Genomic DNA, 20437 nt, shown 5'->3' on the forward strand with positions numbered 1-20437 from the left:
AGTTCGGATCGCCTTTTTGTTCGTATGTGCTCTGAGCGGCATGCGTGATACCGCAGGCCTTTACCGCGCGACGAGCGTTCCCCGTTCGACGCGTACCGGCTGCCCTTGTTGGAACGGCGGCGCTTGACGGTAGGTGAAATACCGCGTGCGGCCGTTCTCCATCCGCACGCGAACCTGATAGTTGGTCTCGCTGCGCAGATGTTTTTCCACCGCGTTGCCGGCAAAGCCGCCGCCAACGGCACCGAGCACCGTCATGGCGGTACGTCCGGTGCCCGCGCCAAATTGGTTGCCGACCAAACCGCCGGCCACCGCGCCGCCCACGGCCCCAATGCCCGTTCCGTGACCCTCGCGCCGGACCGTGGCAATGGATTCAACTGTCCCGCAGGTGGCGCACGGAGTGGCCTGCTGCTGCGGCGGCGGTGTCCCATAGGGTTGCGTCTGCGCATACGACGGTTGCGGCTGCTGAGCGTTCGCCGGTTGCTGCTGAGCGTATTGTTGTTGCTGTTGAAGTTGTTGCGGCTGTGGCTGCACCTCTGCCTGCGCCTGTGAGGGCGCTGCATACGCGCCTTGCTGAGGTTGCGACGGGGCTTGCTGGTTACCGGCGGCGGGAGCGGCCGAATCGACTACCGGCTGATTCGCCACCTGCGACGATTGCGTCTGATCGGTTTGCGATGCGGTGCTCGACGCCTTGGGGAACAGGCCGGTGATAGCTGCTGTTGCAGCGAGACTCGCGATGATGAGTGTCGCGGCCGCCGTGGCAATCAACGGATGAAGGCGGCGCGGCGACGTGCCGGGCTGATTCATGACGGACCTCTTCGTAACGATGATGCTTTTGTTCTTGGCGTTAGCTTTGCGCTACGAAATAGTGTCCGCCAAAGTCCGCGCGCAGGCGTTTCAATTTGTAACCATTTGCCATCAAGTGGGGACGAATCCCGCCCACATCCGCTAGCATGCCTTAGCACACCGCGCAGCTTTTACCGGCGGTTACAAAACTGCAACCGCCGGGCAGGCATTGGCCGCGTATCAATCTTCGCGGCGCAGATGCGGAAAGAGGATGACGTCGCGAATGCTCGGGCTGTCGGTGAGCAGCATGACGAGACGATCGATGCCGATGCCGCAGCCGCCTGTCGGGGGCATGCCATATTCGAGCGCGCGAATGTAATCGGCATCGTAGAACATTGCTTCTTCATCGCCGGCGTCCTTTTGTTCGACTTGCTTCTTGAAACGCGCTGCCTGATCTTCGGGATCATTGAGTTCCGAAAAACCATTTGCGATTTCGCGACCCGTGATGAACAGCTCGAAACGTTCGGTGATGCCTTCCACCGTATCGGACGCCCGCGCGAGTGGCGACACTTCGATCGGGTAATCGATGATGAACGTCGGTTCCCACAACTGCGCTTCGGCGGTTTCTTCGAACAACGCCAACTGCAGCGCGCCGCGCGCGGCGTTAATGAAGGCCGGCTGAGCCGTATCGACGCCGAGGCGCTTCAACTCGGTGCGCAGGAACGTCGGATCGTTCAATTGCGCGTCAGTGTAATCGGGCGCGTACTTGCGAATGGCCTGCGTGATCGTCAGGCGATGAAACGGCTTCGATAAATCGAGTTCGCGGCCCTGATAGGTGATCGTTGCCGTGCCGAGCGCATCGATGGCCGTCTGGCGGATCAGCCGTTCGGTGAAGTCCATCAGCCACACGTAATCGGTGTAGGCCGCGTAAAACTCCATCATCGTGAATTCGGGATTGTGTCGCGGCGAGACGCCTTCGTTGCGGAAATTCCGATTGATCTCGAACACGCGCTCGAAGCCGCCGACGATCAGACGCTTGAGATAAAGCTCGGGCGCGATACGCAGGAACATCTGCATATCGAGCGCATTGTGGTGCGTGACGAAAGGCTTGGCCGTCGCACCGCCCGGAATCGAATGCAGCATTGGCGTTTCGACTTCCATGAAATTCGCATCCGACATGAAGTTACGGATCGATGCGACAGCTTTGGTGCGAGCCACGAACGTTTTGCGTGCTTCGGGCGTGACGATCAGGTCGACATAGCGTTGACGGTAGCGCGTTTCCTGATCGGCCAAGCCGTGGAACTTGTCGGGCAACGGACGCAGCGCCTTCGACAAGAGGCGCAGTTCGGTGCAGCGCACCGAGAGTTCGCCTTTGTTCGTGCGGAAGAGGACACCGCGCGCCGCGACGATGTCGCCCAAATCCCATTTCTTGAATGCTTCGTATGCGTCGGCACCGACATCGGACGGGGTCACGAAAAACTGAATCTGGCCCGAGCCGTCTTGTACCGTTGCGAAGCTTGCCTTGCCCATCACACGTTTGAGCATCATGCGGCCGGCGACGGCGACTTGCAGTGCAGTGGCTTCGAGCGTGTCTTTGTCGGCATCGACATAGCCGCTCTGGAGATCCGCTGCGTTGTGGGTCGGGCGGAAGTCATTCGGATAAGCCACGCCGGACGCGCGCTGCGCGTGCAGTTTCTCGCGACGCTCGGCGATGATCTTGTTCTCGTCGACGGTCGTGTCCTGGCTCGGAGGGGTGGGTTCGGTCATGATCTTTGCTGTGAGAGTGGGGCGGCTTGCTCCGCGCGGCCGGCAGAAAAACGATTCGGCGCTTACACGCCTTGCTTGAGGCTCGCGCTGATGAACGCATCGAGATCGCCGTCGAGCACGCTCTTTGTATTGCTGATTTCGACATTGGTGCGCAGGTCTTTGATGCGGCTGTTGTCGAGCACATAGGAACGGATCTGGTGGCCCCAGCCCACATCCGTCTTGCTCGATTCCAGTTTGTCCTGCTCAGCCTGACGCTTGCGCATTTCCGCTTCGTACATGCGCGATTTCAGCATCGCCATGGCTTCGGCGCGATTGCGGTGCTGCGATCGATCGTTCTGACACTGCACGACGATGCCCGACGGCAAGTGCGTGATACGCACGGCGGAGTCGGTCTTGTTGATGTGCTGACCGCCCGCGCCCGATGCGCGGTAGGTGTCGATACGCAGGTCCGCCGGGTTGATGTCGACTTCGATCGAATCGTCGATTTCCGGGTAGACGAATACCGACGAGAACGACGTATGACGGCCGCCCGACGAATCGAACGGCGACTTGCGCACGAGGCGGTGCACGCCGGTTTCGGTACGCAAAAAGCCGTACGCGTATTCGCCCTCGACCTTGATGGTCGCGCTCTTGATGCCGGCGACGTCGCCTTCCGATTCTTCGAGTACTTCCGCTTTGAAGCCCTTGCGCTCGCAGTAGCGCAGATATTGGCGCAGCAGCATCGCCGCCCAATCGCATGCTTCGGTGCCACCGGCGCCTGCTTGGATGTCGATAAATGCGTTGTTCGGATCGGCCGGATTCGCGAACATCCGGCGGAATTCCATGTCGGCGACACGCTGTTCGATTTTTGCAGCGTCGCTTTCGACGGCGACGAGCGTATCGTCGTCGTTTTCATCGCGCGCCATTTCGAAGAACTCTTGTGCGTCGCGAAGATCGTCATCGAGCGAGGATAGGCTCAGCACGACTCCTTCGAGCATCTTCTTTTCCCGGCCGAGGGCCTGGGCGTGCTTCGAATCGTTCCAGACGTTCGGGTCTTCGAGTTCCCTGTTGACTTCGATCAGGCGTACCGCTTTGTTGTCGTAGTCAAAGATACCCCCGTAGCTCGCCCGCGCGTCGGCGCAGGTCGGCTAGAGAGCTCTCGATGGCGTTCAGGCGTTCCGCTTCCATGTCGATTCAGCTCGGCTTCGTAAAAAGGGGAAATTATAGCTGATTGGGGTAGGGGGGCGGGGCGCCGTGGGCGGATGGTGGGGGACCGGCGTCGTCAGCGCTTCGACGGACTCGAATTCCCGACGATGGAATACACCGAGAGTACAGGCCCACCGAGCCGGGTATCGAGAATGTCACGCCTATCGAGACGGCGTCATCCTTGAGAGATCGTCGAATGGGCCAGACTGCGGTTTAAAAGGGCCGTACCCAAAGGAGGCCTTGTTTTGAGACTATCCCTAACATAATTGATGGGGTAAGGCGGGTGCGGCCAAACTATCGTAATAATGGTCTGTTGACAATGCGTACGTCGGAGGAAGTCATGAGCGACGCTAAAGAGATGTGCGAAGAAGATCAAATCCCCGTCAATTCGGACCTTATGCCACCACGTCCGTTGACTCAGATTACTCCGGAAACCGATAAGGTCGGCGTAAAAATCAGGATCCCGATTATCAACGATTCATTTTTTGATGGGCGAGCGCAGCTAGAGTGCTCCCTGTTCGTTAAGCCACAAGGATTTAACGGGGCAGGTCATCGACTCACCCTTCCTCCTCCAGGTCATCACCCCATCATAACTAAGAGCTCCCAGCCCACCGAAATCACGCTGTTGGCAGATGATTTCTGGCGCGCTGTAATCGATTTTAGGCTCGGGGGTTTTGTGATGGGTCCTGCCTACCTCTATTATTATCTTCCGTTACCTAACTGCTTTTCGATGATGTGGCCGGTGGAACTGGATTTTCCGTTGAGCAGCGAATAGCTGGCGAAAAATAACAAAAAACAAGGAGAGTAGATTAATCGATCTCAACGAAATTTGGAGCAGCGGGTGACAAGTGGTGAAGCGGATTGTCGACTTGATTGAATTGATGGCGCGGGGCTGATGGGATCGCTCTACTACGGACGGCAAACGTTGTACGCCAGTGGCGATGTGTAATACAAACCCAGGAGAATTATCATGAGTGACATTAGCGGGATGTTGGAAAAACAACAGCGCGCTCCCCTTAATTCGGAACTCAGTAACCCGACCCTTCCGGCCCTTAAGAATAATTACATCAACGCGCAAAGTGACAGCGTCGGCGTAAAAATCAGTATCCCCGTTATTCCGGACGCGCTTTATGGGAAGGAGGAAGAGCTGGAGTGCCGTTTATTTGTCGGAGCCAGTCCAATCTACTTTGGATTTATGGTCGTTCCCAACTACACAACGCCCGTCGTCGCAAAGAAGGGCATCAGGACTGAAATCACGGCTATGCCCGGCTCCTTTGCAGATGCCGTACGCTGTTTCAGGAAACACTCGGCATTCATTAATGGCTCCGCGACACTCTTTTATCGCCTGGACCAGCCATACTTCCGTTCGGAGCCATTACTGATAACGTTGGACTTCCCGACCGACCTGTAAGGCGATGGTTTCGGTCGACCCGCGACAGGTCGGTACACGGCTATCCGACCTCCACCGCAACCGCATGCTCGACAATAAGCTGCACGCGCGCGACGCCGTTCCAATTATCACAAGCGAGCCGAAACGCGATATGCGAGCGTGCGGCAAGCGGCTCCGTATGATTGAACCAGATCGCCTGAAACCGCTGGCGTGAGCGCACGAGCTGCAGCCGCAAATGCTTGTCCTTCACCAGCGCCTGCGAGGCGACCTCGAAATCGCCCGAGAACATCGGCGCGGCAAAGCCCTGGCCCCAGACCGCCGCGTCGAGCATCTCGACCACCTGCGGCGTGAAGTAGGCATCCTCGAGATTGCCGTCGGTGACAACGAGGCGGGCCAGCGCGTCCTCGCCGAGCCATTCGCGCCCCACCGCTTCGAACGCCGCCGCAAAGCGCGGCACGTCGCCGGCGGCGATCGTCACACCTGCTGCCATCGCGTGGCCGCCGAACTTGCTGAGCAGACCCGGCTCGCGCTTGGTCATCAGATCGAGCGCGTCGCGCAGATGAAAGCCGGCGATCGAGCGGCCCGAGCCCTTGACGACGCGGCCATGCTCGTCCGCAGGCGCGAAGGTGAACGCGGGCCGGTGGAATTTTTCCTTGAGCCGGCTCGCCACGATGCCAATGACGCCCTGGTGCCAAGCGGGGTTGAACAGGGTGATCGTCGTCGTGCCGGACGGATCGACATCCGCCAAGTCGGCCAACGCTTGCTCCTGCATGCCGGCCTCGATTTCGCGGCGCTGCCGATTCATCGCGTCGAGTTGCTGAGCAAGCTCCCACGCTCGGCCGACATCGTCCGTAATCAGGCACTCGATGCCAAGCGACATGTCGGACAGTCGGCCCGCGGCATTCAGGCGTGGTCCAAGCGCAAAGCCGAGATCGAAGCCCGACGCATTGCGCGCGTCGCGCCCCGCCGCCCGGAAAAGCGCAGCGACCCCCGGTTGCATACGGCCGCGGCGAATTCGCGCGAGGCCTTGCGCGACGAGGACGCGATTGTTGCCGTCAAGCCGAACCACGTCAGCGACGGTGCCCAGCGCCACGAGATCGAGCAGCCCGTCGAGCCGTGGTTCAGCCACGCCGGGGGCCTCGAACACGCCACGCTCGCGCAGCAGCGAGCGCAGGGCGAGCAGCACATAAAACATCACACCCACGCCGGCAATGCATTTGCTCGGAAACGTGCAGCCCGGCTGATTCGGATTGACGATGGCGCGGGCGTCCGGCAGGACATCGCCGGGCAGGTGGTGATCGGTGACGAGGACGTCGATGCCGCGCGCGCGGGCAGCGGCGACGCCGTCGACACTGGCAATGCCGTTGTCGACCGTAATAATCAAATCCGGCGAGCGGCCGGCCGCCAGCTCGACGATTTCCGGCGTGAGCCCGTAGCCGTATTCGAACCGATTCGGCACGAGATAGTCGACTTGCGCGCCGAACAGACGCAGCCCGCGCACGGCGACTGCGCAGGCCGTTGCGCCGTCGCAATCGTAGTCGGCAATGACGAGCAGGCGCCGTTTTTCGGCTATCGCGTCGGCAAGCAGGCTGGCGGCTTGACCAGCCCCTTTGAGTTCGATCGGTGGAGTGAGCCGAGTGAATGCTGTGTCGATCTCTTCGGGCAGGCGCACGCCGCGGGCTGCGTAAAGACGGGCCAGCACCGGGTGCAGGCCGTGGCGCATCAGCGCGGCTTCATCGGCCGGCGAGGCCGCGCGGGTCACGATTCGAGTCATGGCAAGTTCTGAAGGTCAGTCGTATGGCAACCGCAGCCGCCGGTCATTCGAAAAGGGAGGCCAGCACGCGGTGACGCCAGAACCGGCGCAGGTCCGACCGTGTGGCGCTGAGCGTCACGGAGCTGGTATCGCCGGCCAGCGTCACGACAAGCGCATCGAGTTCGCCGGCCCGCAGTGCCGCCAGCACCGGTGCGAACCACTCGCGTTCGAGCCCGGCCAGCGCGGTGCTCCAGTTCTGCCAATCCTGCTGAACGAACGGGGTGGCGAACGCATCGAGTTCGACGAGCGTCGTGCTATTCGTTGCTGTTGCGTTGTTCGTGGCAGGCAGGGCGCGCAATGCCGAAGGGGCCATCGAAGCTTCCACGCCGGCCGCGAGCGCGAGCCCACGCGTCGCGGCGGCGTTCGAAAACACCCGTCCGAAGGGGCTCTTCACCGGCTGAGCGGCACCGTGCCCATGCAGCCAGAGCGAATTGACGGGTGCGAGGCCGCGCGCCTCCCGCGCCTCGTTGACGGGGTGCTCGAACCAGGCCATTTGCACTTCGTTTTGCAGCTTCATCCAGGCGCGCGAGCGCTGGCCCGTATGAGCATCGTGCGGCAGCCAGATTTCGATGCTGCGCCCGCTTGCGCGCTGCGGCGACGCGCTTGCGAGCCGGCTCAGCGTCTCGCCCGACAAGTACCAGCGTTTAGGTGTCGGCGCCTCTATACGCACGCCGAGTTCTTGCACGAGCGGTTGGGCGACGGCGAAGAGCGCCAGCGCGTCTTCGTCCGCCAGCGAGAGCGAGGCGGGGTCGAGCAAAACAAGGTGGTCGTGCGCAACGCGAATATGAACCGGCTCGACGCAAGCCCAGACGGCGTCGCCCGGCGTGCCGCCATCGGCGAGCAGCATATAGGGCGCGAGCGGCGCTTCATCGGCAGCGCTCGATGCCACTGCACCGAATTGGCGCGCGATCCAACGCTCGTGCGGCAAGGTGCGCTGAAAGTCTTCGCCGGCCACCCGCTCGACGAGCGTGGCGCGAGCGAGCAGCTTGTCGAGCGCGGGGCTTTGCAGCGCGTGTAATGCGCTCGCGGCGTCAGCAACCGCCGGCAAGGCGAATGGCAGCAGCAAATGAAGGCGTTTGGCGTGCATGATGGTGCGCATTGTATGGCAAACTGCGCGCTTGATCGGCACCTTCCGCGGTACGCCATGTCCATGTGCATTGCGCCGAAGGAAATGTCGATGAGAAACGGATTTAAGGACTCGCTTGAAATTCCCCTACGAATGGCAAATCGGCTGGCGCTATACGCGCGCCAGCAAACGGACAACGGGCAACGGCTTCATTTCGTTCATTGCGCTCGTCTCGATGTCGGGCATTGCGCTGGGCGTGGCTGCGCTGATCGTCGTGCTGTCGGTCATGAACGGCTTTCAGAAAGAGGTGCGCGACCGCATGCTGTCGGTGCTGGCCCACGTGCAGGTCTTTTCGCCGAACGGCACGATGCCCGATTGGCAACTGACAGCCCAAGAGGCGCGCCGCAATCCCGAGGTGATCGGCGCGGCCCCCTATGTCGACGCGCAAGCTTTGCTCACGCGGCAGGAAGCGGTGAGCGGTGTCGCATTACGCGGTGTCGACCCCGCGCTCGAGCCGCAGGTGTCTGATATCGGTAAGGAAATGAAAGCGGGGCGGCTCACCGATCTCGTGCCAGGCCAATTCAACATCGTGCTCGGTGCGGACTTGGCCGAAGCGCTCGGCGTGACCATCGGCGACAAGATCACGCTCGTTGCCCCCGAGGGTTCAATGACGCCGGCGGGCATGCTGCCTCGGCTCAAGCAGTTCACGGTAGCGGGTGTGTTTCAGTCGGGACATTACGAATACGACAGCTCGCTTGCACTCGTGAATATTCGCGACGCGCAGGCGCTCTTTCGGCTCAATGCGCCGACGGGCGTCCGGCTGCGGCTCAAGGACATGCAGCAGGCCCCGCGCGTGGCGCACGAACTCGCACGCACGTTGTCGGGCGACCTCTACATTCGCGACTGGACACAGCAGAACAAGACCTGGTTCTCGGCGGTGAAGATCGAAAAGCGGATGATGTTCATCATCTTGACGCTGATCATCGCGGTGGCGGCGTTCAATCTCGTGTCCTCGCTGGTGATGACTGTCACGAACAAACAGGCCGATATCGCCATCTTGCGCACGCTCGGTGCGCAGCCTGGGTCGATCATGAAAATCTTCGTCGTGCAAGGTGTGACGATCGGGTTCGTCGGCACGGCGACGGGCGTCGCACTCGGCACGCTGATTGCCTGGAGCATTCCGTGGCTCGTGCCGATGATCGAACACCTGCTCGGCGTACAGTTTTTGCCCCCGTCGGTGTACTTCATCAGCGAGTTGCCATCCGAACTCGTGCCCGCAGACGTCATCCGGATCGGCCTGATCGCGTTCGTGTTGTCGGCGCTCGCCACGCTTTATCCGAGCTGGCGCGGCGCGAAGGTTCGGCCGGCGGAGGCGCTGCGCTATGAGTGAACTCATGACCGACTCATCGACGACGGCCGGCGAGGCCTCCCCACAGCGGCCCCATAGTGGCGAATGCGTGCTCGAAGCGGTCGCGGTTTCGAAGACCTTTGTGCAAGGCGGCCTGAATGTCCAGGTGCTGAACGGTGCGGAACTGACCGTGCGGCGTGGCGAAAAGCTGGCGATCGTCGGCGCATCGGGCTCCGGCAAGAGCACGCTGCTGCATGTGCTCGGCGGGCTCGACGAGCCAAGTGCCGGCAGGGTGTCGTTACTCGGCAAGCCGTTTACCGAACTGGCCGAACGCGAGCGCAATGATTTGCGCAATCGTGCGCTGGGTTTCGTCTATCAGTTCCATCACCTGTTGCCCGAGTTCAGCGCGCTCGATAACGTGGCGATGCCACTGCGTATAAGGCGCTTGGCGAGCGAGGCAGCCCGCCGCGAAGCAATGACGATGTTGGAGCGCGTCGGTCTTGCGCATCGTGCCAAGCATCGGCCCGGGGAACTCTCGGGCGGCGAGCGGCAGCGCGTTGCAATCGCGCGTGCGTTGGTGACGAAGCCCGCCTGCGTGCTGGCCGACGAGCCCACTGGCAATCTCGATGGCGGCACGGCCGATACGGTTTTCAACCTGATGCTCGAGTTGTCGGAGCGGCTGCAGACCAGCTTCGTCATCGTGACGCATGACCCCGATCTCGCGGCACGTTGTGACCGCACGCTGCGGCTGCGCGACGGGATTTTGCGCGAAGACCCGTCGGTGCCCGTGTAGCGCGGCGCACGGGCGCATGCCAGCGAGCGAGCTATGTGGATCGATACACACTGCCATCTCGATGCAGCCGAATTCGATGCCGACCGCGACGCCGTTGCGCAAGCGGCGGAGCAAGCGGGCGTCTCGCGCATCGTGATTCCGGCGGTGGCGCGCGCAAACTTCGCGATCGTGCGTGCGCTCGCGCATCGCTTCGACGGCGGCACCTATGCGCTCGGCATTCATCCGCTATTCACGCGAGAAGCGAGCGACGACGATCTCGATGCGTTACGCCGCGAGATCGAGGCGAGTCTTGACGACCCGCGCTTCGTCGGCATTGGTGAAATCGGCCTCGATTATTTCGTACCCGGGCTCGACGATGTACGGCAGCGTTTCTTCTACGAAGGGCAATTGCGGCTCGCGCGCGAATTCGCGCTGCCGGTGATTTGCCACGTTCGCAAGTCGCAGGACGCTGTATTGAAGGGGTTACGCCGCAGCGGCGTCACGCAGGGCATTGCGCATGCGTTCAACGGCAGCTTTCAGCAGGCGCACGCTTTCATCGATCACGGCATGCGTTTGGGATTCGGCGGCAATGTGACGTTCGAGCGCGCCCGTCAGATTCGTCGGCTGGCAACGCAGTTGCCGCTACACGCAATCGTTGTCGAAACCGATGCACCCGATATTGCGCCGGCGTGGCGCTATAAAGCACGCAACACTCCCGATCAAACAGCCCGTATCGGCGCGGTGATTGCCGAATTGCGCGGCATCGGGCTCGACCAATTGGCCGTAGACACAACGGCTAACGCTTACGCGGCGCTGCCGCGCCTCGCACTTTCGTCTTCATAATCGTCCGATCGATTGCGCGCTTGCGATGCGAGTGCGCGCGTTGGAGGAGGGTGAATGCGGGTCGTGCTCGGCGCTTTCGTGCTCGGCGTAATCATGCTGCAGCAGCGGGCCGCGTTGCCTGGTGTGCTCGCATGGTGGATCGGTGCGCTTGTCTGGTGCGCGGCAATTGCGCTGGTAGTCGTAACGAGCTTTCGCTCGGCGCGCCATGGGCGAGCTGCCGCGTTGCAGTCCACTTCGTACGCCTCGCGCACGTTGCGCATTGTGCGTTTAGGCGGGTTGGCGCTCGCTGCGTTTCTCGTTGGATATGGCTATGCTGCCTGGCGTGGCGAGTTGCGGCTGCGCGAGGCGCTGCCATTGGCATGGGAGGGGCGCGAGGTCGAACTCGAGGGTGCCATTCGCGGTCTGCCGGTGCGCGAGCGCAGCAGTGCCCGCTTCTTGTTCGCGGTCGATGCTGACCATGTGCTGCGCGAGACCGGCATTGCCGGCTTTCCTAGCGTCGTGCAGCTGAACTGGGTCGACCGCCGCGGCGGCGGTGTGCCCGAGCTCGTTCCGGGCCAGCGTTGGCGGCTTGCCGTACGTCTTAAGCGGCCGCACGGCAACGCGAACTTCGGCGCGCGCGATACGGAAGCTTCGCTGATCGCACGCGGCGCCCGAGCGGCGGGCTACGTCGCTTCGCCGGCGCGCGCGCGCCGTCTGCCTGGCACCGAGAACGGCATTGGATCGATGATCGATCGCGGGCGCCTCGCGCTCGCCAAACGCATCGATCAGGCGCTCGGCGGTGCGGCGCATCGCGGCATTGTCTTGGCGCTGGCAATCGGCGCACAAGAAGCCGTCAGCGCGTCGGACCGGCTCGCGTTGCAGCGTACCGGCACGAGCCACCTCGTGGCCATCTCGGGGCTGCATATCGGCTTTGTCGCCGGCATTGGTGCGGCGCTGGCCGGCTGGCTCTGGCGTCGCTCGTGTCTGATAGGGGCGGTGCTCGCGCGTCGGGGCATGCGCGAGTGGCCTCTCATTGCGCCGACGCCATTTGTCGCCGTGCTGGCCGGCACACTTTGCGCGGCGGGCTATGCGGCGCTCGCCGGTTTCAACGTGCCGGCGCAGCGCGCGCTGTGGATGCTGATCGTGGTCAGCGTCGCGTTTGCGCTCGGGCGCAGTCTGGCGCCCTTGATCGTGCTCGCGTGGGCTGCGGCGCTGGTGCTGGTCGTCGATCCCTGGGCCGTCGTCTCGGCCGGTTTCTGGCTGTCGTTCGGTGCCGTGACCGTCATTTCATTCGCCATGCATGCGCGTCTGCGAAAACGCAAAAAACCGGACCAAGAAGCGGACGAAGAAGCGGGTCAAGAAGCGGACGACCCCTGGGGCCCCGACGCCGACCCGCCAAACGCCGCAGCAAGCGCGAAGGCAACGCGTCGGCGCACGTGGCGTCAGGCAATCGGCACACGCCTCGATAGCGCGCGGGAGACGGTGATGGCAGCTTCACGCGCGCAATACGCGGTGGCGCTCGGACTCGCGCCGCTGACGGCTTTCTGGTTTTCGCAGATATCGCTGGCGGGCCCGCTCGCGAACGCGCTTGCCGTGCCATGGGTCAGCTTCGCGGTCACGCCGGTTGTGCTCGTCGGCATCGCGCTGCCGGCACCGCTCGATGCGGTTGCGTTCGAACTTGCGCATGCGTTATTGGCTCCGCTGATGCGCTGGTTGCAGAGGCTCTCGGACCAGCCATGGGCCGAGTGGCGTCTGGCACGTCCGTCGGCATGGGCAATGGTGTCGGCGGGTCTCGGAGTGTTCTGGTGCCTGATGCCGCGGGGCTGGCCGCTGCGGTTTGCCGCGCCGCTCGCCTGGCTGCCGCTTGCGTTGCCGCCGCCCGTCGGGCCGCCGGCTGGTACGTTTCGGCTGACGGCGCTAGACGTCGGCCAAGGCTCAGCGATACTCGTCGAAACGGCGCGGCACGCCCTGTTATTCGATACCGGCCCGGGGCCCGAATCGACGCACGCGGGCGAGCGCATCGTCGGGCCTTACTTGCATGCCAACGGGGTGCCCGTGCTCGACACGCTCGTCGTGAGCCATGCCGATGCTGACCACGCGGGTGGGGCGCCGGCGGTGCTCGATGCGGCGCGCGTGCGGCAACTGCTGGGCAGTCTGCCGGCGTCGAACCCGCTATGGGCGAATGCGCAAGCGCGCGAGGCTGAGACGCTGCGCTGTGCGGCCGGTCAACGCTGGCGCTGGGATGGCGTCGAATTCGCGGTGCTCTGGCCCGACCCCGGGCCGCTGCCGGCCCAATCGACGAATGCGCAATCGTGCGTGTTGAAAGTGACGGCAAGCGGCTTGAGTGCGCTATTGACGGGCGACATCGACGCGTCGATCGAACACACCCTGCGCCTGCGCGTGCCCGATGCACTGCAAGCCGACGTGCTCGTCGTCGCGCATCACGGCAGCAAGACTTCGTCGACCGAGCCCTTCCTCGATTCGGTAAATCCGCGCGCGGCGGTATTTCAGGTAGGCTATCGCAATCGCTTCGGGCATCCCCATGCCGGCGTATGGGCGCGGTTTGCCGCGCGCGGCATCGAACTCGCGCGAACAGACCGCGATGGCGCTGTGCGAGTCGAGCTCGAGGCGGGTGTGCCGATCCTCGAGCGTTACCGCGATACCCATCGTCGCTACTGGATGGACCGCTGGCCGCGCGAATGACGAAAACGAGGAGGCAGCCAAAGTTGAAAGAAATCATCCACTTTTCGCATGCAAACGGTTTTCCGGCATCAACCTACCGGACCATCTTCGCCGAGCTGTCCGACGGTTACGACGTCCGTTACATCGAGCGTATCGGCCACGATCCGCGCTACCCGGTCACGAGCGATTGGCCGCATCTCGTCGAAGCGCTGCTCGACGACATCGGCCAGCGTTACGAAAAGCCGGTATGGCTGGTCGGCCATTCGCTGGGCGGCTATTTGTCGCTGATGGCCGCGCTCAAGCGGCCGCAGTGGGTGCGCGGTGTCGTGATGCTCGATTCCCCTGTCGTGGCCGGATGGCGCGCGAGTGTGCTGCGCGTGTCGCAATGGACGGGTCTCGACGAACGCCTTTCGCCCGCGGCGGCCACGCGCACGCGTCGCACGCAATGGGCGAGCCGCGACGAGGCCTGGCGGCACTTTCACGTGAAGCCCGCTTTCGCCCGTTGGGACGAGCGGATGCTGTCCGATTACATCGATTTCGGTATTCCCCAAACAACGGTCGACGGCACGCGCATGCTCGCATTCGATCGGCAGATCGAATACTTCATTTATCGGACGCTGCCGCGCACGCTAGGTGCCCGGCTCGCGCACGGTGTGCACGTGCCGGTCGGCTTCATTGCGGGAACCCATTCGAAGGAGGTACGGCAAGTGGGTCTCGAAGCGACGCGGCGTGCAACCGGTGGGCGGATCGAGTGGCTCGAGGGCACTCATCTTTTCCCGATGGAAAAGCCGATCGAGACAGCGCGCGCCGTGCAGCGCATGCTGCGGGCACTGCACCCGGAAGGCTAAGGCGGGAGGACGGCGGCGCTCGTTTCGAATGCGGATCGCGTGGGCCTTTACGGTATAATCCGTTTTTCCCGCGAGCATTCAGCGATGACTAAATATGTTTTCGTCACCGGCGGCGTAGTGTCGTCCCTTGGCAAGGGCATTGCCGCCGCCTCCCTCGCCGCGATCCTCGAATCGCGCGGCCTCAAAGTCACCCTCCTAAAGCTCGATCCCTACATCAACGTCGACCCCGGCACGATGAGCCCGTTTCAGCACGGCGAAGTGTTCGTGACCGAAGATGGTGCGGAAACGGATTTGGACCTCGGGCACTATGAGCGCTTCATCAGCACCAAGATGCGCCGTGCCAACAATTTCACGACGGGCCAGATTTACGAGTCAGTGATTCGCAAGGAGCGCCGCGGCGATTATCTCGGCAAGACGGTGCAGGTCATTCCGCACATCACGAACGAGATTCAAGCCTTCATCGAGCGTGGCGCGGCCTCGGCCACCTGCGGCGAACCGGATGTGGCCATCGTCGAAATTGGCGGAACGGTCGGCGATATCGAATCGCTGCCGTTTATCGAAGCAGCGCGGCAAATGAGCTTGCGTCTCGGGCGCAATAGCGCTTGCTTCGTGCACCTGACGCTCGTGCCGTACATCGCGACGGCCGGCGAACTCAAGACGAAGCCGACCCAGCACAGCGTGCAAAAGCTGCGCGAAATCGGTATTTCGCCGCATGTGCTGCTGTGCCGCGCCGATCGCCCGATTCCCGATGACGAGAGCAAGAAGATCTCACTCTTTTCGAACGTTCCCGAAGACGCCGTCATCTCGGTGTGGGACGTCGACAGCATCTATAAAATTCCGCAGATGCTGCACGACCAAGGGCTCGATAACATCATTTGCGACGAGCTGAAGCTTTCGCCGAAGCCTGCGAACCTGTCGGTATGGGCCGACATCGTCGATAAGCTCGAACATCCGTTGCACGAAGTGACGATCGGCATGGTCGGCAAGTATGTCGATCTGACGGAGTCGTACAAATCGTTGATCGAAGCGCTGCGTCATGCGTCGGTGCATACGTCGACGAAGGTCAACATCGAATACATCGATTCCGAGCAAATCGAACAAGAAGGCGTCGCGAGCCTCGCGCATCTGGACGCGGTGCTCGTGCCGGGCGGCTTCGGGCGACGCGGCACGGAAGGCAAGATTGCGGCGATCCGCTATGCCCGCGAAGCCAAGGTGCCGTATCTCGGCATCTGTCTCGGCATGCAACTCGCCGTCATCGAATTCGCGCGCGACGTCGTCGGCCTCAAAGATGCGAACAGCACCGAATTCGATCCGCACACGCCGCACCGTGTCGTGGCGCTCATCACCGAGTGGTACGACCGCGAAGGCCGTGTCGAAAAGCGCACGGAAGAATCCGACCTCGGCGGCACGATGCGTCTGGGTTCGCAACGCTGCCCAATCAAGCCGGGCACCATGGCGCAAGCCATCTACGGCAAGGATGTGAGCGAACGCCATCGGCATCGTTACGAGGTCAACAACCGCTATGTGCCGCAACTTGAGGCGGGCGGTCTCGTCATCAGCGCGCGCACGCCGAGCGAGGACCTGCCCGAAATGATGGAATTGCCACGCGACATGCATCCGTGGTTCGTCGGCGTGCAGTTCCACCCCGAGTTCACGTCGACGCCGCGCGACGGGCATCCGCTTTTCAAATCATTCGTCGAAGCGGCGCTGGCGTGTCAGCAGGCGCGTGTCGAGGAGAAGGCATGAAGCTGTGCGATTTCGAAGTCGGCCTCGACAAGCGTTTTTTCCTGATTGCGGGAACCTGTGTCGTCGAATCGGAGCAGATGACGATCGATACGGCCGGCAGTCTGAAGGAAATCTGCGCGAACCTCGGTGTGCCGTTTATCTACAAATCGTCGTATGACAAGGCCAATCGCAGTTCGGGCAAATCGTTTCGCGGCTTGGGCATGGACGAAGGTTTGCGCATCCTCGGCGAAGTGAAGCGTCAGTTGAACGTTCCGGTGCTGACCGACGTTCATTCGATCGAGGAGATCGACGCGGTTGCGGCTGTCGTCGACGTGTTGCAAACACCGGCGTTTTTGTGCCGTCAGACCGATTTCATTCACGCCTGCGCGCGCTCGGGCAAGCCCGTCAACATCAAGAAAGGGCAGTTCCTGGCGCCGCATGACATGAAAAACGTCATCGACAAGGCACGCGAAGCGGCGCGCGAGGCCGGCTTGTCGGACGACCGCTTCCTCGCTTGCGAGCGCGGTGTTTCGTTCGGCTACAACAATCTCGTCTCCGACATGCGCTCGCTTGCGATCATGCGCGAAACGAATGCGCCGGTTGTATTCGATGCGACGCACTCGGTGCAACTGCCAGGCGGGCAGGGCACGAGTTCGGGCGGCCAGCGCGAATTCGTCCCGGTGCTCTCGCGCGCGGCCGTAGCGGTGGGCGTAGCTGGGCTCTTCATGGAGACGCATCCCGACCCGGCCTGCGCGATGTCGGATGGCCCGAATGCGGTGCCGCTCAAGCGCATGGCCGAGTTGCTCGAAACGCTGGTCGCGCTCGACACCGTCGTCAAGCGTGTGCCGTTGCTGGAAGGCGATTTCAACTGACCGATACATGTTGGCCGCGGATGCATGCATCGTGCAGGGCGAGGCGACGCATCCGCCGCGGCACATGAAGAACAAGCAGAACCACGAACCACATAGAAGAAGCGAAATTCAACTTCATTTCTAGAGGAAATCATGAGTGCAATCGTAGATATCATCGGCCGCGAAATTCTGGATTCGCGCGGCAACCCGACCGTCGAATGCGATGTGTTGCTCGAGTCGGGCACGATGGGCCGCGCCGCGGTGCCTTCGGGCGCATCGACGGGTTCGCGCGAGGCCATCGAACTGCGCGACGGCGAAACCGGCCGGTACGGCGGTAAAGGTGTGCTCAAGGCTGTCGAGCATATCAACACCGAGATTTCCGAAGCGATCATGGGCCTCGACGCTTCTGAACAGGCTTTCCTCGACAAGACGCTGCTCGAACTCGACGGCACCGACAACAAATCGCGCCTTGGCGCCAACGCGATGCTGGCCGTTTCGATGGCCGTAGCCAAGGCGGCCGCTGAAGAAGCCGGGTTGCCGCTTTATCGCTATTTCGGCGGCTCGGGCGCGATGCAACTGCCAGTCCCGATGATGAACATCGTCAACGGTGGCGCGCATGCGAACAACAGCCTCGACATCCAGGAATTCATGATCGTGCCGGTGAGCCAGCCGACATTCCGCGAGGCATTGCGCTGCGGGGCGGAAGTGTTCCACGCGTTGAAGAAGATTCTGAGCGACCGGGGCATGAGCACGGCGGTGGGCGACGAGGGCGGTTTTGCTCCGAACTTCGGCAGCAACGACGAATGCCTGTCGACGATTCTCCAAGCGATTGAAAAGGCGGGCTACCGCGCCGGTGAGGACGTGCTGCTGGCGCTCGATTGCGCGGCGAGCGAGTTCTATCACGACGGCAAGTATCAGCTTGCTGGTGAAGGGCTGCAGTTGTCGTCGGCCGAATTCACCGACTACCTCGCCACGTTGGCCGACAAATTCCCGATCGTCTCGATCGAAGACGGCATGCACGAAAGCGACTGGAGCGGCTGGAAGTTGTTGACGGACCGCCTCGGCAAGAAGATTCAGCTCGTCGGCGACGATCTCTTCGTGACCAACACGCGCATCTTGAAGGAAGGCATCGACAAAGGTATTGCCAACTCGATCCTGATCAAGATCAACCAGATCGGTACGCTGACCGAAACGTTCGCTGCGATCGAAATGGCCAAGCGTGCCGGTTACACGGCAGTGATTTCCCATCGCTCGGGTGAAACAGAGGATTCGACGATCGCCGATATCGCCGTTGGTCTCAACGCCGGGCAGATCAAGACCGGTTCGCTTTCGCGTAGCGACCGTATCTCGAAGTACAACCAACTGTTGCGCATCGAGGAGGATCTCGGTGATATCGCGAGCTATCCGGGCAAGTCGACCTTTTACAATCTGCGTTGACGTCCCTGTTTTTTTCTCATTGATGGTTTCGCTTGCCGCCTCGTGCAGTCGCACGGGGCGGCTTTGAATTTACGGCGTTTTCTCGCATGCGGCTCGTTACTGTCGTTCTCGTCGTCCTGCTCGTGCTGATTCAGTATCCGCTCTGGTGGGGACATGGCGGATGGCTGCGTGTGCACGAATTGCGGCAGGCGCTTGCCGCGCAGGCGCAAAAAAATGCCGATGCCAAGGTGCGCAATCAACGAATCGAAGGGGAAGTGCAGGATCTTCAAGGCGGCACGGCCGCTGTCGAGGAGCGAGCCCGTTACGAAATGGGCATGGTGAAAGACGGCGAAGTTTTCGTGCAGTTCATTTCGCCCAACACGCCCGCGAGCGCGCTGGCGCCGGTGCCGGCCAGCGGTACCTCGACGCGGGGTGAGGTGTCTTCAGCGCCAGTCAGTGTTGTTCCGAACCCCGTCTCGCGCGCGAAGTCGCGCGGCAAGGACGACCGCGCCGGCAAGAAGCACGGTGCCGACAAAAGTCGGCAATAGACAGTGGACGATAGTCGATAGTTGGTAGCAATTAGCTCCGCTGCTACCACCACCAACCGGGATAAAAACCCGGGCTGTAATAGCCGATGCCCCCACCGTTGTAGTAGCCACCATAACCATAGGCGGGGACCACGGGGGCGTAATACGGCGTGTAGCTGTAATAGCGTGCCCAGCTTTCCTCGGCTATCGCCGCCTCCTGTTCCCTTAGCACTTGTTTGTCGATTTCGTCGTAGCGCTTCTTTTCCGCTTGCGTGAGGGGACGCGCGGATTCGGCGGCGCCTGGTGCATCGGGTGGCAGCCGGCTCAGAATGGGGCCGGGCGGCGGCGCAACCACGCAAGCCGATAGCGCGGCCGCAGCGGCAAGCGAGCAGACGAGCTTCGCGGTGACACATCGCGTGATGCCGTTCGCCCGCGAGCGCTTGACGATTGCGTTCATATCAACCTCCGGCAGTCAGTGGCGTTGCGAAGCCGCGGGCGTCACGCCGGCCGCGAGCCCGCTGGCGGCAAAGAGCTGCATGACATCGACGGGATCGAATTCGTAGCGCTGATTGCAATACTCGCAGTGAATCTCGACGTGTCCGTGTTCGTCGATGACGCTATCAACTTCCTCGCGTCCGAGCATCTTCAGCATGGAGCCTACTTTTTCTCGCGAGCAACTGCACTCGAAACGAGCGAGTGCCGGTGCGAAATGCTGCACGTTTTCCTGCCAGAACAGGCGCTTGAAAAGCGTCTGCGGATCTTCCTTCAGAAGCTCGTCGTGCGAGAGTGTCGCGCCGAGGACGCATACGCGTGCCCATGTATCGGCATCGTGTTCGCCGGGATGCGGAACGATCCCGCCGTCGCCGGGCAGCTTTTGCAGCAGCATGCCGACGGCTCGGTCCGTATTGGCTGCCAGCCACAGCCGCGTGTCGAGTTGTTCCGAGTGGTGCATGTAGTGCTCGAGCACCTCGGCGATGGATTGCAGCGGCCCGTTCTCGCCGGCCAGTGGCACGATGCCTTGATAGGGTTGCTGCCCCGGGTGACGATTTTGCGGATCGAGCGTAATGACGCACCGGCCCTGGCCGTTGGCATTCAGCAATTCGGCGAACGGCATGCGCCTGCCCGCAGCAGCATCAGCCTCCAGGTCCGCCGAAAACTTCGCGGTGGCGCGCATCGTGAGTTCCGAGCTGCATTGGACCACGAGCATTTTGACGGGGCCATCGCCGAAGATTTGCATGATGAGTGTGCCGTCGAATTTGAGGTTCGCCGACAGTAGCGCGCACGCGGCCATCATTTCACCGAGGACCTCGCGCACGGACTCCGGATATTGGCGGCGCGTCAGCACTTCTTGCCAGGTGTTGCGCAGTGAAACGATCTCACCGCGCACCGGTGCGGTGCTGAACATGAATTTTTGTAAATGGTCGTCCACAACTTCTTCCTTC

At 62.1% G+C, this 20437-nt stretch carries 18 protein-coding genes; 11 read left to right on the forward strand and 7 right to left on the reverse strand.

Annotation, left to right across the window (positions count from 1 at the left end; genetic code table 11):
- Positions 1–60: 60 nt before the first annotated feature.
- The 3 genes from ACSQ20_RS07540 to prfB form a co-directional block, all read right to left on the reverse strand.
- The gene (locus tag ACSQ20_RS07540; RefSeq protein WP_436018566.1) at positions 61–804 is read right to left on the reverse strand and encodes a glycine zipper 2TM domain-containing protein; all 744 of its coding nucleotides are present in this window, start codon (positions 802–804) and stop codon (positions 61–63) included.
- Between the two features lie 219 nt (positions 805–1023).
- On the reverse strand, positions 1024–2550 hold the full coding sequence (gene lysS, locus ACSQ20_RS07545) for a lysine--tRNA ligase (protein ID WP_436018568.1): 1527 nt from the start codon (positions 2548–2550) through the stop codon (positions 1024–1026).
- A 62-nt stretch (positions 2551–2612) separates the two neighbouring features.
- Positions 2613–3717 (reverse strand): peptide chain release factor 2 gene (gene prfB / locus ACSQ20_RS07550; protein WP_436018570.1). Its coding sequence is split into 2 segments (ribosomal slippage): positions 2613–3635 and positions 3637–3717, totalling 1104 coding nucleotides; the frame shifts between segments, so codons are not numbered across the junction.
- Positions 3718–4075: 358 nt separating this feature from the next.
- Here prfB and ACSQ20_RS07555 point away from each other — a divergent pair.
- Positions 4076–4510 (forward strand): hypothetical protein, encoded by a 435-nt coding sequence (locus tag ACSQ20_RS07555; RefSeq protein ID WP_436018572.1) that lies wholly within the window; start codon positions 4076–4078, stop codon positions 4508–4510.
- 195 nt (positions 4511–4705) lie between these two features.
- Entirely contained in the window at positions 4706–5146 is a 441-nt protein-coding gene (locus ACSQ20_RS07560; protein WP_436018574.1) for a hypothetical protein, read from the forward strand.
- A gap of 40 nt (positions 5147–5186) precedes the next feature.
- On the opposite strand, the gene recJ is transcribed toward ACSQ20_RS07560, so the two are convergent.
- Positions 5187–6899, reverse strand: coding sequence for a single-stranded-DNA-specific exonuclease RecJ (gene recJ / locus ACSQ20_RS07565; protein WP_436018576.1), 1713 nt, complete (start codon positions 6897–6899; stop codon positions 5187–5189).
- Positions 6900–6942: 43 nt separating this feature from the next.
- Positions 6943–8037: a regulator gene (locus tag ACSQ20_RS07570; RefSeq protein WP_436018578.1), complete on the reverse strand. Its 1095-nt coding sequence runs from the start codon at positions 8035–8037 to the stop codon at positions 6943–6945.
- A 103-nt stretch (positions 8038–8140) separates the two neighbouring features.
- On the opposite strand from ACSQ20_RS07570, the gene ACSQ20_RS07575 reads away from it, so the two are divergent.
- The 9 genes from ACSQ20_RS07575 to ftsB all read left to right on the forward strand — a co-directional run bounded on the left by ACSQ20_RS07575 (position 8141) and on the right by ftsB (position 19016).
- The gene (locus ACSQ20_RS07575; RefSeq protein ID WP_436018580.1) at positions 8141–9394 is read left to right on the forward strand and encodes a lipoprotein-releasing ABC transporter permease subunit; all 1254 of its coding nucleotides are present in this window, start codon (positions 8141–8143) and stop codon (positions 9392–9394) included.
- A complete protein-coding gene (lolD, locus tag ACSQ20_RS07580) occupies positions 9387–10145 on the forward strand; it encodes a lipoprotein-releasing ABC transporter ATP-binding protein LolD (RefSeq protein WP_436018582.1) in 759 nt (252 codons plus the stop codon). The genes ACSQ20_RS07575 and lolD overlap by 8 nt, the downstream gene beginning before the upstream one ends.
- 33 nt (positions 10146–10178) lie before the next feature.
- The gene (locus ACSQ20_RS07585) at positions 10179–10967 is read left to right on the forward strand and encodes a TatD family hydrolase (protein ID WP_436018584.1); all 789 of its coding nucleotides are present in this window, start codon (positions 10179–10181) and stop codon (positions 10965–10967) included.
- Between the two features lie 54 nt (positions 10968–11021).
- The gene (locus ACSQ20_RS07590) at positions 11022–13649 is read left to right on the forward strand and encodes a DNA internalization-related competence protein ComEC/Rec2 (RefSeq protein ID WP_436018586.1); all 2628 of its coding nucleotides are present in this window, start codon (positions 11022–11024) and stop codon (positions 13647–13649) included.
- A gap of 23 nt (positions 13650–13672) precedes the next feature.
- Positions 13673–14476, forward strand: a complete 804-nt coding sequence (locus ACSQ20_RS07595) for an alpha/beta fold hydrolase (RefSeq protein ID WP_436018588.1) — start codon at positions 13673–13675, stop codon at positions 14474–14476.
- Between the two features lie 84 nt (positions 14477–14560).
- Positions 14561–16222 carry a CTP synthase gene (locus tag ACSQ20_RS07600; protein WP_436018590.1) on the forward strand — a complete coding sequence of 554 codons (1662 nt, stop codon included), beginning with the start codon at positions 14561–14563 and terminating at the stop codon, positions 16220–16222.
- Entirely contained in the window at positions 16219–17073 is an 855-nt protein-coding gene (kdsA, locus tag ACSQ20_RS07605) for a 3-deoxy-8-phosphooctulonate synthase (protein ID WP_436018592.1), read from the forward strand. The genes ACSQ20_RS07600 and kdsA overlap by 4 nt, the downstream gene beginning before the upstream one ends.
- A gap of 132 nt (positions 17074–17205) precedes the next feature.
- On the forward strand, positions 17206–18489 hold the full coding sequence (gene eno / locus ACSQ20_RS07610; RefSeq protein ID WP_436018594.1) for a phosphopyruvate hydratase: 1284 nt from the start codon (positions 17206–17208) through the stop codon (positions 18487–18489).
- An 86-nt stretch (positions 18490–18575) separates the two neighbouring features.
- Positions 18576–19016 (forward strand): cell division protein FtsB, encoded by a 441-nt coding sequence (gene ftsB / locus ACSQ20_RS07615; RefSeq protein ID WP_436018596.1) that lies wholly within the window; start codon positions 18576–18578, stop codon positions 19014–19016.
- 43 nt (positions 19017–19059) lie between these two features.
- Here ftsB and ACSQ20_RS07620 read toward each other — a convergent pair whose 3' ends face one another.
- The gene (locus ACSQ20_RS07620; protein ID WP_436018598.1) at positions 19060–19452 is read right to left on the reverse strand and encodes a hypothetical protein; all 393 of its coding nucleotides are present in this window, start codon (positions 19450–19452) and stop codon (positions 19060–19062) included.
- 15 nt (positions 19453–19467) lie between these two features.
- Complete coding sequence (gene hslO, locus ACSQ20_RS07625) at positions 19468–20424, reverse strand: Hsp33 family molecular chaperone HslO (RefSeq protein WP_436022973.1); 957 nt, start codon at positions 20422–20424, stop codon at positions 19468–19470.
- Positions 20425–20437: the final 13 nt, after the last annotated feature.

It is taken from the genome of Trinickia sp. LjRoot230, from assembly GCF_964253315.1.
Classification (GTDB): domain Bacteria; phylum Pseudomonadota; class Gammaproteobacteria; order Burkholderiales; family Burkholderiaceae; genus Trinickia.